The organism is Mesorhizobium sp. P3_A10 (genome assembly GCF_056403175.1).
Window position 1 is genome coordinate 634,514 of record NZ_JBFUFZ010000001.1, and the last position, 14,393, is coordinate 648,906.

Genomic DNA, 14,393 nt, shown 5'->3' on the forward strand with positions numbered 1-14,393 from the left:
CAGTTACATCGACACGAAGATGTGATCGTATGGCGCCTGTTTGCTGACGCGGAAGGCGGGACTGCGGACTTAGAGACCAGTCGATTCCGCCGTCATCGGTATGTGCCAGTCATACTCCATCACCGCCTTAGCAAATGCGGAGATGGCGGGCGAAGGCAGGCGATCCGCGACGGAGACCAGTGACACCTCGCGCACGATCTCTGGGTCGACGACCAGCCTGTGGCAGACGCCCGGCTGGCTGGCGGAGAATTCCGCGATGAAGCAGACGCCCATTCCCGCGGCTACCATAGCCAGGATCCAGTCCTCGCGCTCGCTGCGATAGGCGCTCTTGATCTCGAAGCCGAGGTTTTGGCAGAGCTCGTCGATGCGATTGCCGTATTCGCAGTTGATACGTTCGAGATAGGGCTCGTTGCGCACGTCCGTCAGTTGCAGCGTGTTCCGCGTCTCGAACGGATGCCCGGTTGAGAAGGCCAGCCCGAAGCGCTCCGTATAGACCTGCTCCGCCCTCAGCCGATGATCGAACGGCTCCGGGCGCGCCAAGAGCGCGATGTCCAGCTTGCCCTGTAGCAAAAGGTCGGTGAGGTGGTCAGCGGCGCCTTCGATTACGGTCACCTCGATTCCGGGAAACCGCTCGCGGAATGCATTGAGGAAGCCGATAAAGCGCAGCGGTCCGATAGTGCACATGACACCGAGCGTCACCGGCGCCGTCTCAAGCGACAGAAAGCTTCTAGCGGTGCGCCTGGCATGCTCCGCGCGCTGCGCGATCTCGTCGAGATGACTCCGCATCAAGCGACCGAAATCGCTGAGCTGGACATGGCCCTTGTCGCGATGGAAGAGCATTCCGCCGAGTTCGGCTTCCAGTTTCTGGATGGCGCGCGTCAGTGCTGGCTGAGTGACATGGACCAGGTCGGCCGCGCGGCGGAAGTTGAGTGTCTGGCAAGCGGCCAGGAAGTATCGGATTTCGTGCATTTCCATGGCACACCCCGCTTGATGCTGATGTCCGGTATGCATCACCGCAATTAGAATTTGGCATTATCGGCGACCCCTATCCTTAGGTAAACTTTCCATGCGCGTCCATGGCGAGCCGCCAGGCTGGGTATTGGGCGTGCCGCCAAAGGGCGAGCAGTTGGATCGAGCCGGAGGGATCAGCCAATGCTGGAGCGCAATCAAGAAAGGCAGCCGGACCAGGAGAAGCTGGAAGCGCTTCTTGGAAAAATGGTCGGCGATCTGGGCGCCATCACCACGGGCGCTGCGGTGCTGCTGGGAGACAGGCTCGGCTTGTTTTCGGCAATGAGCGGGGGCAGCAAGATGACCGCTGGACAGCTTGCCAAAAAGACCGGCACGCAGGAGCGGCTGGTCCGCGAATGGCTTTCGGCGCAGGCCGCCGCCGGCTATGTCGAATATGACGAGGCCAGCGACTGCTTCTACCTCAGCCCCGAGCAGGAACAGGTCTTCGTCAACGAGGACAGCCCGGCTTTCATGGCCGGCGCCTTCGAGGTCGTCTCGGCACTATGGCTTGACGAAGAAAAGGTGCGGCAGGCCTTTCGCTCGGGCAAGGGGGTGGGCTGGCACGATCACAGCGCCTGCCTGTTTCGCGGCACGGAACGGTTCTTCCGCCCCGGCTACAACGCCAATCTGATCGGCTCCTGGCTGCCGGCGCTCGATGGCACGGTCGAGAAGCTGGAGCGTGGCGTAGACGTCGCCGACGTCGGCTGCGGCCACGGCGCATCAACCGTGCTCATGGCCAAGGCATTCCCGAATTCGCGCTTCACCGGCTTCGACTATCATGCCCCGTCGATCGAACGGGCGCGCGCCGCCGCCAAGGAAGCCGGCGTCGCCGGCAACACAAGCTTCGAAGTGGCGGCGGCCAAGGACTTTCCAGGCACGTACGATCTCGTCGCCTTCTTCGACTGCCTGCACGACATGGGCGATCCGGAAGGTGCTGCCAGGCATGTGCACAAGGCGCTGAAGCCGGACGGCACATGGATGATCGTCGAACCCTTCGCCCATGACAAGCTTTCAGCGAACCTCAATCCGGTCGGCCGCATCTATTACGCCGCCTCGACCTTCATCTGCACACCTGCCTCGCTATCGCAGGAGGTTGGGCTCGGCCTCGGCGCCCAGGCGGGCGAGGCCAGACTGCGCAAGGTGGTTACGAGCGGCGGCTTCCGCCGCTTCCGCCGCGCCACCGAGACGCCATTCAACATGGTCCTGGAGGCCCGACCGTAAGCCTGGTCGATTTGTCAATTTGGCTATGGATTGGAGGAAGGCATGACCGCTTGCAATGTCGTTCGGTTTCGCACCAAGCCCGGCAAGGAACAGGCCTTCATCGACGCGCACAAGAAGGCGAGCCTCGACGTCAAGGGATTCCGAAAGGCCGAACTGATCAAGACAGGTGACCGCACCTTCTGTGTTGTCGGTGAATGGAATGACATGGACAGCCTCGCGGCGGCGCGGCCGCAGATGATTGGCCTTCTGGATACAATGCGCGACATGCTGGAGGATCTCGGCGGCGACCTCGGCGTGACGGATCCCGTCTCCGGAACGGTGGTTGTCGAAATCGGGAGCTGAAGTGGTCCAGTTGCAGGCTTGGTGTGAACCGCTCGACCACCAATGTGGGGGCCTTTCCATCAAAGTCAGCGAACGACGCACGAACTGCTGGAGCGCGACCAATCTTCGGCGTATAACTAGGGCCAATCTTCGGAGGACGAGCCATGAATGCAGTGCCTCAATGGCGGCTCGCAGGCGACTGGTTCGACATCTGCAGCTGCGATATCCCTTGCCCTTGCGAGTTCGCCCAGCGGCCAACCGGCAATCACTGCCAGGGCGTGCTCGCCTGGCATGTGCGTGAGGGTCAGTATGGCGGCGTGAAGCTCGACGGCCTGACGCTGGTGGCGCTCGGCGAGTTCGAAGGCAATCTGTGGGCCGGCGAGGCAAAGGCCGTGATGGGCATGTATCTCGACGAGAAGGCTGATGAGCAGCAGCGCGAAGCCCTGCAGGTGATCTTCGGCGGCCACGCCGGCGGCTGGCCGGCGGGCTTTGCCGCCAATATCGGGGAGATGCGTGGCATGGAGTTCGTGCCAATCACTTTCGACGTGGCGGGCGACCTGGCCACCTGGCGGGTCGAAATTCCTGGTCTCGTCGTTGGACGCGCAGAGGCGCTTTCCGGTCCGACCACACCACCCGGCAAGCGAGTGCAGACGATCAACCCGCCGGGTTCGGAGGTCGGCCCGGGCCAGGTTGCCACCTGGGGGCGTTCTGTCGAAGTGAGCACCAAGGGCTTCGGGCTCGACTGGACTGGCACGGCCCGCTCAAGCAAGCACATTCCGTTCGACTGGACCGGCCCGAACTAGGGCGTGACAATGGCTGACGCGTTCCCCAGGAAGTCGCGGCGGTTCACCCGGAATCTGCGCGGGATCCCGCTCGGTCTACTCGCATCGCTCGTCGGGCTGACAGCAGCGGCGTGGACGCTCACCCTCTACCAGACATTCAGCATGGATATGCCCATGGGCATTGCCGTGCGCGGCGGTATGGAGGGTATGGAAGGCATGGCTGGCATGGCGATGGCCGGAATTGCCGCCGACGACTGGTCATTTGCCGGCGCCGCCGCTTTTCTTGCTGTGTGGACCGTGATGATGGCGGCTATGATGCTGCCAGCCGCGGCGCCCATGATATTTATGTTCGCGGCGGCGCAGGCTAGGCGCGAACAACATGTGGCCATCCCGACGTGGACCTTCGTCGCGGGCTATCTGCTCGTCTGGGCGGGGGCGGGCCTTCTCGTATATGTCCTGGTCCAGCTCGGTAGCGACGTTGCAACGAGCCTCGATCCGCCCCAGCGTGCGAAATGGGCACCGCTCGCGCTCGGCGCCACGCTTGGCATCGCCGGGCTCTATCAATTCACGACCCTCAAGCACATTTGCCTCAGCCATTGCCGTTCGCCGCTCGCTTTCGTTGCGCAGCACTGGCGCGACGGGCGTGTTGGCGCGCTCAAGATGGGGCTGCGCCATGGTCTCTATTGCTTTGGCTGCTGCTGGGCGCTGTTTGCCGTGCTGGTCGCGACCGGCGTGATGAGCGTCGCCTGGATGTTGCTTTTGACGCTGCTCGTCTTCGTCGAGAAGCTGCTGCCCCGTGGCCGCCGCTTCGAAGGTAGTTTGGGGATTGCTTTGGTGGCCCTCGGGATCGTTGTATCGCTCGGGGCGATCGATATGCCTTGGATGATCGGCTAGACGAATAGAGGCATAAGCATCTCAGCTGTGCATCGGGGTGATTCCATGCTGTATTTGGGCGACGCCGGTGGGAACCGGAGTGAGTTTCTTGAGCGCCGCGTGCGAGTCCTTTTCGTCCAAGTCCTGAGTGAGAAGTTGGAAAAGCTTTTCATACTTGTCGGCGATATCGGGATCGTAGACGGCATGCCCAACGTTCAGCTGGCCGTAGATTCCACCATCCGTCCAATTGGTTGAACCAGTCCACACAGCCACTGGCTGCAAGGCCCCGTCTGCGCCCCTCTTCAGCAGCACGACGAACTTGTCGTGCATGATCGCCCCCTGAGGGTCGGTCCTCCTGGGTTGGGTGAAACCCAGATGCGCCGCTGCGATCGCGGCTTCATTTTTCTCTCGGGTCTTGTCCTTCTCGCCCTTGTCTCGCGCGTGATAGACAACCTTTACCTCCACACCGCGCTGGTGCGCATCGTGCAGGCCTTTGAGCAAATTTGGCTTTTGAAACTCATAGATGGCCGCGTGCAACGCGAATTGCTCGTCACTTGCCTTTGCCATGAATGCAAGGATGGCCTCCTCCAGTCCTCTTGATAGCCAAACCAGGGCGTCAGGTATCTTGGAAGGGTCATTGTTTCCGAATTTTCGAACGTAGACCTCGCTGGCCGCCGCACCTCGGTTGAAGAACACAGCAGTGTGCTCGTCGCGGGAATTTTCGGCCTTTACCTCGATGACCGCACCGCCGCTAATCGCCTCGAAAGACCCAGGCTTCTCCGCCTTTCTTCCTTCGCTCAGGATATCGGCAGCGGAGCCGTAGCGTGCGATCGCTCTATAGCGGTAGCGCTTGCCAGCCTCTATCGTATAGTCACCCCATCGGAATGTCTGCAGCGGCGCTCGCGCCGCGGTCACAGATTTCGGATCCGGGTCTGAAGGAAACCGCAGCATGTTGGGCAACCAGCGGCGGTCCCCGGTATCCAGGTCGGTGCGTTCGATAGTGAAGCCCAAGCAACCTTGGCGCTTTGCATCACTTAAGTCCATCGCCAGCAAGGCGTTGCTGGTGCCTGTGATGACCCGCAGCGTCAAACCGTCTTTAGAAGCCTTTGCGCGCATACGATTCCCTTCTTTCCGGTCACTCAACGTGACCGCAGAATTTTTATGAGAAAGAAATGCGGGCGGTCGCCAAGCGAAGCAAGTAGAGTAAAGTATGGTGACGCCTCCCAACTTTGAGAGTACATCTCAATTGCTTGTCATATGCAAGCGTTTCAATTGGGCATGACGAACAGAGATGCTCGGAGAATACGGAGCGCTTCGGTTCAAAGGGGCGATGGTCTAGAAGACGGAGGCACCGAAATGTCTGCTGCGGCAAGTCAATTCGTGTCGGAGAAGTCGAAAGTCGCTCAACCCCGAAGTCACCGCAAGGCTCAGGGCTGCACCTCCTCGACGTAATACTCGTAGTTACCAGCGCTTACAATTGCGTGATCCGGCAACGACCCCGCCAAGGTCTCACACTTCGCGGACGAGCTGCACTCGTCAATTGTGTCGGCCACGTTATCAAAGTGCGACATCTCGTGTATCACGATGCCCGGGCGCGAGTCGACGCCTGTATCAGGTGTCGTCCCTGCAAAGAACCTATTGCAAAAGTAGACGTTATATGGAGTTTTCTTTATCCCGTCACTGGGACTATCCACCAGCGCGTAATCTTGGTCGGCGTCAGCTGATGCGGGGCACTGGCAGTGTGCCGAGATCACGCCGATCAGCAGGTGCGATCGTATTGTTTGCAGATTTGTTTTAACCGTAGAAAAGTTGCTGTCATTATAGGAGCCAAACCATTTCGCATACGTCGCGTTGGGTTGCGGAAGAGCCATGTTGGTCAGCGCGTTGTCGATCCAGGCATGCGAGCTATCGATAGCGCTTTGAACTATCGGCTGCTGGTCCGCTGAGCAGTCGACGAAGCCAGCCCAAGCGTTTGCTGGCAGTTGAAGTGTCAAGCACAGTGTCGCGGCAATGAAAGCTGTCCTCTTCATCGTGTTGCTCCGAATGGCAGATCAATGTCCACCACATTGTACATCACGTTCTTCCGTTGACGAGAAGATTCTGAGCATGAACGGCCTGTCCTTCCGCCGGCTAATTGTATACGGAGCAGTTGCGCTGCAACATTTGGGGAGTGTGGAGGAGGCATGGCCAAACGATCGACCGCATTGCGAAAAATCAAGATCATGATTTCCAGCCAATGCAATCGAGAATTTCCTCCTGGCGGAAGGACTTTGACAGAAATACGCCGGGACATGCGCGACCGTCTCGAACGCTATAAACTCCTCGGCAACAACGTCTTGGAGGTCTGGATCAACGAGGATTCCCCGGGCCGCGGCACCGACAAAAACAGCTGGGACGCCTGTCTCGCAGAGGTCCGCAAGGCAGACATACTCATCGTGCTCGCAACCGGGCACGGAGGCTGGGCGCCATCCGACGGCGATATCGGCATTTGCCATGCCGAGTTGATGACCGCCCATAACGCAGCGCCTGCCAAGATCAGGCTCATAAAGCTTGAGGGCACCGCGCCGCTCAAAGATGAGCTTGCGAAGTCAAACGAACTTTTCCGGCGCTACGTGGACCGGATCAATCCTTTCCGCGTCTCGGTCAGAACCGAGCCGGAGCTGATGAACGCCGTGGATCAAGCGGTTGCGGATGCGATCACCTCGCTGGTCGGCTTGGGCGTCCGCGAGGCAGTCAAAGGCGGCTTTGCCCAGGGCGACGCGCTGGAGTGGAGCAGGCTGTCTTTTTCCGATCGGATCGCGCGTATGCGCGCGACTATGGCCGCCGCTCTGGTGGAAAGCGGGGGCACGCAACACGCACCAGACGAAGTGATCGCCACTATCGAGGGTCGATCGGTAGTCTTGCATCTGCATGCGGCGCCGGCCAGCCTGGCGATCGCGGCGAGCCGCGAAATGGTTGGGCGTCCTTTTCTCGACGATCATCGCAGCGTCGCGGATTATCCGAGAGGCGCCGTCGGACCAGTTCATGTCATCGGCTGCCACGGCAGCGCAACCGAGGCCCAGGCGCGCACCATGCTTGGCTTTCCCGACGCGACTTTCGTGACCCCTGGTTTCGGCATCTTCGCTACCGATAACGTGCAGCAGATCCAGTTTGCACTGCTTGGAAACTGCCGCGACGACACAACCACTCGAAGCGCGATCCACCGCTTCCTTCAATGGCTCAAGGAGTCCGGCGAGGATACGCTGGCAGTGGAGCGCGCTGCGAAGCGGCGAGTGATCTCAGAGGCGATCGCTGCCCAAATATCCCGTTAGGATGAGCTCAGCCGCCTGCTGCCTCATTTGCGGGGTGCAGCGGTATCTTGCTCGCACGGGGATGTTGGGCCGATGTCGAGCGCAGACAGGACCGGTGTGGGGATACACGAATGCCATTGCTCTTCTGCAACATCGCATGGATGGACCATTATTCGGGGAGGGATCCAAACGATCCACCCAAGGGCGGTGGCGGTTTCCCGGTGTCGGAGGGATATTGCGGCGAGGAGCTGAACTTTGTCGCGTGCGAAGACGGTTACGTCTACGGCCACTTCGAGACCATCAAGGGGGAGGAGGACCGACAGGTCAACATTGAGCGCCTGGGAGCGGGACGCGACGACGACTTTCTTGATGGCGTAGACATTGTTTGGACGGCTCCGGTCGGCGGCAACGATCCGCGCTGTGTCGTTGGATGGTACCGGAACGCGCGCATCTATCGTCCTCGGCAGATGTTCAACGACCAATACCCCTCAGCCCAGCACATGGTGGATGAAATCAAGAGTTTCCGAGTGAGAGCAAAGGTCGAAGATGTTCGGCTCTTGCCTTTCAGTGAGCGAGACAAGACGCTTGAGCGCGGGCCTGGCTGGAGCGGCCAAACCAGTTGGTGGTACGCGGAGGATTCGACGAACCAGAGGGCGCGGAACTTTGTCCGTTCCGTCAAGAGGCTTCTTGACGGCGCTCCCAATTCCAACGGCCGTAAGCGACCCGTCAATCGAAGGAGGGGGCGAGCAGGAGAAGCCGCATCGAGTGCATATTCCCGCTACGTCAGGGAATATGAGGCTATCGTCAACCCCCGGCACAACGAACTGCAAAATCGGTTCAAGGCGTGCTTGAAAAAGCTTTTTCCCGACGGTGTCTTCCCACAGAGCTTTCGCGACGACCTGCGCTACATCGATGACAAAGGCGAGGATGTGATGGCCGAGATCAAGCCCACCGAACCGGCGACCGTGAGGTTCGCAATCCGGGCTGCGATTGGACAGCTCCTCGATTACAGGCAGCACCAATGCTGGACCGGCAAGCAGTTGATCGTCGTCGAGACCGAGGTGAAGAATGCCGACGATCGGGCGCTCGCATTCGACAATGGATTCGGCCTAGCGTGGCCCAACGAGAGTGACGGCTTCACATTCGCGTGGCCGCGCGCGCGGGCGAAAACCAAGACTTAGTCGGAAGATTCTGCGCCAACTCTCAGCTTGGTTAGGCCACTCCAATGTCGCTTGCAGCGTGCCGGCAAACTAGTTGGCGTCTATCAGCCGCTGAATATACTTCATTGGGGTTTCTACCGCTCCCCTGTCCGGCACGACGAGCCCTCGGGACACCAGCAGGTTCGCGACGGAGAGGGCAAATGTCATGCAATGTTCCTCGCCGAGCGAATACTGCTCCAGAACCACATCCTGTCCGGTGCTGATGCCTAACGCGGCGAGCGGACTGACCGTCAAGGCAAACGCCTTGTCGAAATCGGCCTGGTTGACACGCGTATCGAGGCACTTTTGCTCGATTGCGGTGTACATTTCATGCTTGAGCAGACCATTCACCGGACTGCCGAAATAGGACCAGACAGCGGGCGTTACGCCGACACCGGCTTCCACGGTGTGGCCGATCGCGACGAAAGTGCGCTCTCCTGTGTTGGTGACCCTGCTGTACGCAACAAACATATGGCCGGGCAGCCCGCTTTTGTCGGGCGAAGGCCGGGCGCAGAAGGCTATGTTGTATTCTCCGTCCGCATCCGTCTGGTTCCTCAGATCGACTTCCTTGGCAACGGCCTGGGAGCCAAGAGCCAACAGAAACATCAATGGAACCAGTATCTTCATTGTGCTCTCCTTTGATCTTGCTCGACCGAAAAGGTGATCGGACCTGCTTCCATCAGTATGCGCTGCGGCAAATCTCGCTGGTCGCGCGCGACTCATTCAAACCTCCAGCCGCACCGCAAATCGCGGACCGGACTCCTGCCAACGGGATGGATCGCTTATTCCCTTGTCGGCATCGGGGACGTCGGCCCTGGGTTCATCATCGAAGGTCGCCCTGGGCATCACATAAGCCTCCTCGAGCATCGAAGCTGGAAGGGAGTGAGCGATTTGGGTGCGCGATCGATATGTCGCGCGCCTTCTGTTTCCCCTACCGACGATCGCAGCTTGAGAAAATGCCTTGCGCCGTGCGAAATCAAAGCCATCGCGGACCCCGCCGAACACCAATATCCACGCGGCAGTCGGTCGGCTCTTTACCGCCTATGACGGGTAAATATTTGCGATCTCTACGCAATCAAGCGTTGAATCGATTCATCAGCGCCGACAAGTCCGACACCAGGACCGTCAAAAAATTACGCTTTTGATTTTAAAGGGAAATTCGCCACAAAAAATATTTTGAGGTTTCACCAACCATCGAGAACAATCGGACGATTTTTGCAGCTTGTGGCGTTCGACAGCGCGACTTAGTTCGTCTCGAAAAGTACCGTCACTGCTTCAAACAGGTGCATTTTTTCGTTGCAGAATCAATGGTCGTGGCAGGCCCCGAAGGGACGTCGTCTTTTCAACAAAACCCCGAGGATGCTCGAGACGTTAGCGTAGCGCCCTGCCGTCGCCTAGGCTTGCGCCTGATCGTAGGTTCGGCGGCGGCATCGTGAAAGCGAGCCCGCGCGCGTTGCCATTCGGCCCCCGACTGTCTGACCGCGTCTGTAGTCTCTCGATCCCTACTCGCTCTGTTGGAACAAGAGCTAACTTACGAACTTGACATCGTCTCCAGGGCTGCCGTCATCACCCGCCTTCGTGGTTCGTAGGTCGACGCTGCGCGTTCGCCCCCCTCATGGGCGTTGTGAGCCCGCTGATACCGCCTCGGCCTGTCGTCGCGTAGGCGACTTGTGATAAGCTTATTGGGGCATGGTTGCAGTCGCTATGCTCCGCGTGATGGACTGCTGCAACAACTCTTGGGGTTGAGATGATGCGTCTTGCCATATCGTTCGCATTCATCGTCTTATTGGTTTCTGTGGGACGCGTCGCGGCCCAAAATCTCTCCAACCTAGATGGAACCTGGATTTGCCAGTCTGGGTGCGGTTGCAGCCCTGCGTCTCCCCACCGCTACGCGTCTATTTCCGCCGCCCACGGCTCGGCTCGCAACGAGTGCGGCCAGGAGACAGCGCTAACCGGTTCTGGAGGACGCATACAGGCCATCGGTTGGGGAGTGGGGGCGACTGTGAGTGCGGACGGAATCTCCATAAACTGGGATAACGGCTCTGTGTGGACGCGCCTCTCGCCAAACGCATCGGAGCTTGAAATTAGGATGGCCTATTGGGAGAGCCGGGCCTTCTACTGCCCCTCACCCGCAGCAGCCTTTCCCTCGAAGGAGGCCGAAAGCGGCGCGCCATCGTGCGACGACGGTGACTCTGTCATGTTCAACGCCCTTCTCTGCCGAGCGGGCGACCCTAGAGGCTGCAACGCCATTGGACTTTCGCAAGACGACACCGGTCGATTTTGGAGGTCCCCAGAGAAGCGTCGAACCCATCCCGTGGAAGCTGTCGGGCTCAAAAGCGGAGAGACCACCTTTAGTGGTGACCACGCTGCGGGGCTTTTCCTTTACTTCGGGTTCAAGGGCGATCCGAACGCCTTTAGGCGGTGGGTCCACTGGATCGACTCGAACGAGCGATGCTTGACGTTTTGTGGCCCCATGCCGGTCGGTACGCCTAGGTACTGCAAAAATGACCGCTGCGTATTCAGGATCGGGGATTGCCAGACGCTCCTCCTGCTCGCGAGCAGGTTAAACGTCGCCCTACCCTTCTGTTTGGACAGCCCGGCGGGAACTATACCGACCGTTGCCAATATGGCCCACGCGATGAGGAACGCTTACGACCAGACTGTCGGAAAGTTTCCGGTGCAGCCCCCTGAGTTAAAAGCCTTGAGGGATAATTTCGAGAAAGCATTGAAAGCGTACGAGGACGCTATTGAGCCGATTGACCTCTTGCGTACTAAGCTTGCGGCGGAGGTGGTTCAACGACAAAACCTGCCTCAGATCGAGAAGGCGTTGTCCGGACAATTCAATGACCGTGGGTTTCCACGACACAACGCGCTACTCCAGATCATGATGCTGCAGGACTGGGGCTCAGGAACCAACTGGATGAGCAGCGTAGCCAAGAGCGCAGTAGAGAGTGAACCCCTCAACCCGTTCTTCCAGTATGTGGCACACCGCCGGAGTAACAAGGACAGCATGCTGCCTCTTATCCTTGCCGAGTGCCCATCTGCTGCGATGGATCTTATTCATCCGCATCTTCGGCGACAGTGGTCATGGGAGCGCGACACGGCAAAGAAGGAGTGGACTGATACCATGTACTGGGACTGCATGTTTATCGCTGCCATGTACACGGCGAATGACACGACTCCGCCCGATGACAATTCCACTGAGGAGAGCCTTAGGTCCGAATTGAAGAAGGCGTTAGAGGACTTTTCCGACAAGTTGGGAAAGGCTCAGCATCTCCTGAAACAGATCATTGCTCTAATGGACCCGACCAATCCCGTGATCGAGTCATTTAGAAATGAGCTGGAGCACCCAGATCCCCTTGGGAGAACTGAACAAATACTTAACCAGTTGAGAGACCTTCCTCACCCAGGCAAGGTAATTGATGATTTAGGGTGGCATCTTTGAGGGCCTTAACTCACGCGGCGCACTCAGAAAAACAGACGATGCCCTAACCGGAGCAGCCGGTTGTAATGATGGTAGCGGCCACCGCGAAAATATGGATCTTGCGCATGCTGATTCCCCCTCCATGTACTGAACGTCAAATGCTTTGCCCCCGCAAAGGCGCTGATTCAGGCGAGGCTTGTGCGTCAGGTCAGGCATATTGTCAGCTCTACATTTGCGTGATTTGATGGCTCTAAACTTGGGGGGAAACAATGGCGTTGTGCTGGATCTTTAAAGAAGCGGGTTGCATTGGTGATGACCGGCACCCAATCGATCGAGAGATTCGAAATTTGGCCGCCATGGGTTGGGGGGACCGAGTATCATCGGTCAAAGTAGTGTCCGGCGTCTGGCACTTCTTTGAACACATTGACTACAAGGGCCGAACCAGCGGTCCCCTGGGACCCGGAGAATACCAAACTCCCGACGAATTTGGTCTGGCAAACGACACTATGTCATCGATCTATCTGGCCGGAGAGTAGAGCCGGCGGACACGAGGTCAGGCATGTTCCGCGCATTGACCACAGCCAGCACTGCGAGGACTTCGGCTTGCGTGACTGCTTCGCTGGCCAGTCGGCCTACAGTTCGATGTTTTCGATGATGCCGGCCTCGCCGTCGCGCGGCGCTATGCAGCGCAATCGCGATGAGGAGGAGCTTGCGACCCTTCTAGCGCAGTCAAGAGCATGCGTGTCCGGGCTGTGGCGCGAGTCCACGCACCAATGATACCTCGTTAAGCGGAGCGGCCTTTGTTTCCAGAATGCCTCTAGGTCAGCAGAACCTTCGACGCCGCAAAAATTGCCTCTTCGCCAGCTTGCTGTTAGTATCCCCGGAGGGGGAAAGACACCATGGTTGAAACAACCGATGTCAAGAAAAGAAGATGGTATAATAACCCACTGCTAAGCAATGCCATTTCACTTCTCATCAAGAGCGGCATTCTGGCTTCGTTGGGATTACTTGCTATTTACATTATTGTTAGGCAATCCTCTATTCTTGACGCCCCCGTTATTTCGGTTAGAAACGAAAGCCTCAAAAACCAAGGCATCGTTTACAATCTTCCGTTAAGGACCGAAAATATCGAATTAGACTGGGACGTGGTCTCTTGCGAATTTGATGTGGACACGCGTCTCTTTAACGTAGTCATGCAAGTCTCGACGGACGTTCAAAGTCGCATTATCCCCGATCCAACAATCTCGTACGTTATTACTGAGGGAAGCATATTTGATTGGGCTTTCTCGAACACGATTGGCGTCAAGTTAACCTCTCAAGGTTTCATTCGTGAATTTGTTCTAAATAGTACAGCAGATGTAGTTGCATTGCCGCTGGTATCGCCTGCCAAGAGCGAATTGTATGCGGTCCACGTCCCCCCGCAGAGTGAGCCTGGTTTGAGCTTGTCTGTTGAGGATCAGTGCGGCGCGAGCGTTGTCGCTGCGTTGAAATTGAAGCAGACCGCTGAGATACTAACAGACCAAGACCGTCGATCCATCCTGAACTCAATTGCAAATGGGGTCCTTTCCTATTCTGAGTCCATGCTTCTGATTCCCAGATCTAAGAATACGGCCATTACGACACCTGGGACGGGTCTGGTGCGCCCGTTCCTCGGTTCGACGGGGCTTGGCCCAGTCATCAAAGCCGCTGCGTCCCTGCTTTCTATTGATGTGCAAATCGACAAAGTCGAGCAGGGTCAGCTTCCCGCGGGAGAACCACCGGCCACAGCCAATGGAATTGTGTTTAGAACGCCCGGCTTAGCAAGGGTTATCCTTTGCGTCGGTACATGCCAGCCGACGAAACGGAGCAATATCCATTCGTCGAGTATCGAATCCTTTCCCCAACTTGGGACCTATACCCTGATCCCAGTAGTGCGTAGGCCATTCAGCAAGCTATCACTCGCTATCGCCGCCACCGACGATGGCGGGCTTAAGAGTGTTTCCTTGGGGGAGACGCAGAAAGTTCCTGGGCGCGCGCAGCCGCCGGCGAAGACCGATGATAAGCCCCCCGACGATCTCGACGACTCACCCGAAGGACCCAAGTGAGAAGGAGGCCGGCACTTGCTGGGACCGCAAAGGGTTGGCGTCAATGCACAGTGGGCGCCGTCATGGTCGCTGCGTTGTTCTACCATCCCCCGCCTCAAATACCCCATGCAGTGGCCACAAGGGCGGAATCTCACACTGCCAAGGCAGTACCGACGTAAATCAATTCGTGGCGACGGAAAACCATGCCAATA

General features: G+C 58.3%; 13 protein-coding genes. 9 read left to right on the forward strand and 4 right to left on the reverse strand.

What is annotated here, in order from left to right; genetic code table 11:
• Positions 1-69: 69 nt before the first annotated feature.
• Positions 70-975, reverse strand: coding sequence for a LysR family transcriptional regulator (locus AC1DXU_RS03060; RefSeq protein WP_477270561.1), 906 nt, complete (start codon positions 973-975; stop codon positions 70-72).
• Between the two features lie 177 nt (positions 976-1,152).
• On the opposite strand from AC1DXU_RS03060, the gene AC1DXU_RS03065 reads away from it, so the two are divergent.
• The 4 genes from AC1DXU_RS03065 to AC1DXU_RS03080 all read left to right on the forward strand — a co-directional run bounded on the left by AC1DXU_RS03065 (position 1,153) and on the right by AC1DXU_RS03080 (position 4,226).
• Positions 1,153-2,229, forward strand: a complete 1,077-nt coding sequence (locus AC1DXU_RS03065) for a class I SAM-dependent methyltransferase (RefSeq protein WP_477270559.1) — start codon at positions 1,153-1,155, stop codon at positions 2,227-2,229.
• Between the two features lie 42 nt (positions 2,230-2,271).
• The gene (locus tag AC1DXU_RS03070; protein WP_477270557.1) at positions 2,272-2,571 is read left to right on the forward strand and encodes a putative quinol monooxygenase; all 300 of its coding nucleotides are present in this window, start codon (positions 2,272-2,274) and stop codon (positions 2,569-2,571) included.
• 143 nt (positions 2,572-2,714) lie between these two features.
• On the forward strand, positions 2,715-3,353 hold the full coding sequence (locus AC1DXU_RS03075) for a DUF1326 domain-containing protein (protein WP_477270555.1): 639 nt from the start codon (positions 2,715-2,717) through the stop codon (positions 3,351-3,353).
• A gap of 9 nt (positions 3,354-3,362) precedes the next feature.
• The gene (locus AC1DXU_RS03080) at positions 3,363-4,226 is read left to right on the forward strand and encodes a DUF2182 domain-containing protein (protein WP_477364185.1); all 864 of its coding nucleotides are present in this window, start codon (positions 3,363-3,365) and stop codon (positions 4,224-4,226) included.
• Positions 4,227-4,247: 21 nt separating this feature from the next.
• Here AC1DXU_RS03080 and AC1DXU_RS03085 read toward each other — a convergent pair whose 3' ends face one another.
• Positions 4,248-5,321, reverse strand: coding sequence for a phospholipase D-like domain-containing protein (locus AC1DXU_RS03085; protein WP_477364188.1), 1,074 nt, complete (start codon positions 5,319-5,321; stop codon positions 4,248-4,250).
• Between the two features lie 311 nt (positions 5,322-5,632).
• Positions 5,633-6,235, reverse strand: a complete 603-nt coding sequence (locus AC1DXU_RS03090) for a M35 family metallo-endopeptidase (RefSeq protein ID WP_477364190.1) — start codon at positions 6,233-6,235, stop codon at positions 5,633-5,635.
• A gap of 153 nt (positions 6,236-6,388) precedes the next feature.
• Between AC1DXU_RS03090 and AC1DXU_RS03095 the strand changes: the two genes are divergently transcribed.
• Positions 6,389-7,516 (forward strand): hypothetical protein, encoded by a 1,128-nt coding sequence (locus tag AC1DXU_RS03095; RefSeq protein ID WP_477364193.1) that lies wholly within the window; start codon positions 6,389-6,391, stop codon positions 7,514-7,516.
• Positions 7,517-7,626: 110 nt separating this feature from the next.
• Entirely contained in the window at positions 7,627-8,676 is a 1,050-nt protein-coding gene (locus tag AC1DXU_RS03100) for a hypothetical protein (protein WP_477364196.1), read from the forward strand.
• Positions 8,677-8,745: 69 nt separating this feature from the next.
• Here AC1DXU_RS03100 and AC1DXU_RS03105 read toward each other — a convergent pair whose 3' ends face one another.
• Positions 8,746-9,321, reverse strand: coding sequence for a hypothetical protein (locus AC1DXU_RS03105; RefSeq protein WP_477364199.1), 576 nt, complete (start codon positions 9,319-9,321; stop codon positions 8,746-8,748).
• Between the two features lie 1,375 nt (positions 9,322-10,696).
• Between AC1DXU_RS03105 and AC1DXU_RS03110 the strand changes: the two genes are divergently transcribed.
• The 3 genes from AC1DXU_RS03110 to AC1DXU_RS03120 all read left to right on the forward strand — a co-directional run bounded on the left by AC1DXU_RS03110 (position 10,697) and on the right by AC1DXU_RS03120 (position 14,202).
• Positions 10,697-12,139: a hypothetical protein gene (locus AC1DXU_RS03110; protein WP_477364202.1), complete on the forward strand. Its 1,443-nt coding sequence runs from the start codon at positions 10,697-10,699 to the stop codon at positions 12,137-12,139.
• A 248-nt stretch (positions 12,140-12,387) separates the two neighbouring features.
• A complete protein-coding gene (locus AC1DXU_RS03115) occupies positions 12,388-12,654 on the forward strand; it encodes a beta/gamma crystallin-related protein (RefSeq protein WP_477364205.1) in 267 nt (88 codons plus the stop codon).
• A 363-nt stretch (positions 12,655-13,017) separates the two neighbouring features.
• Positions 13,018-14,202, forward strand: coding sequence for a hypothetical protein (locus AC1DXU_RS03120; RefSeq protein WP_477364207.1), 1,185 nt, complete (start codon positions 13,018-13,020; stop codon positions 14,200-14,202).
• Positions 14,203-14,393 lie beyond the last annotated feature (191 nt).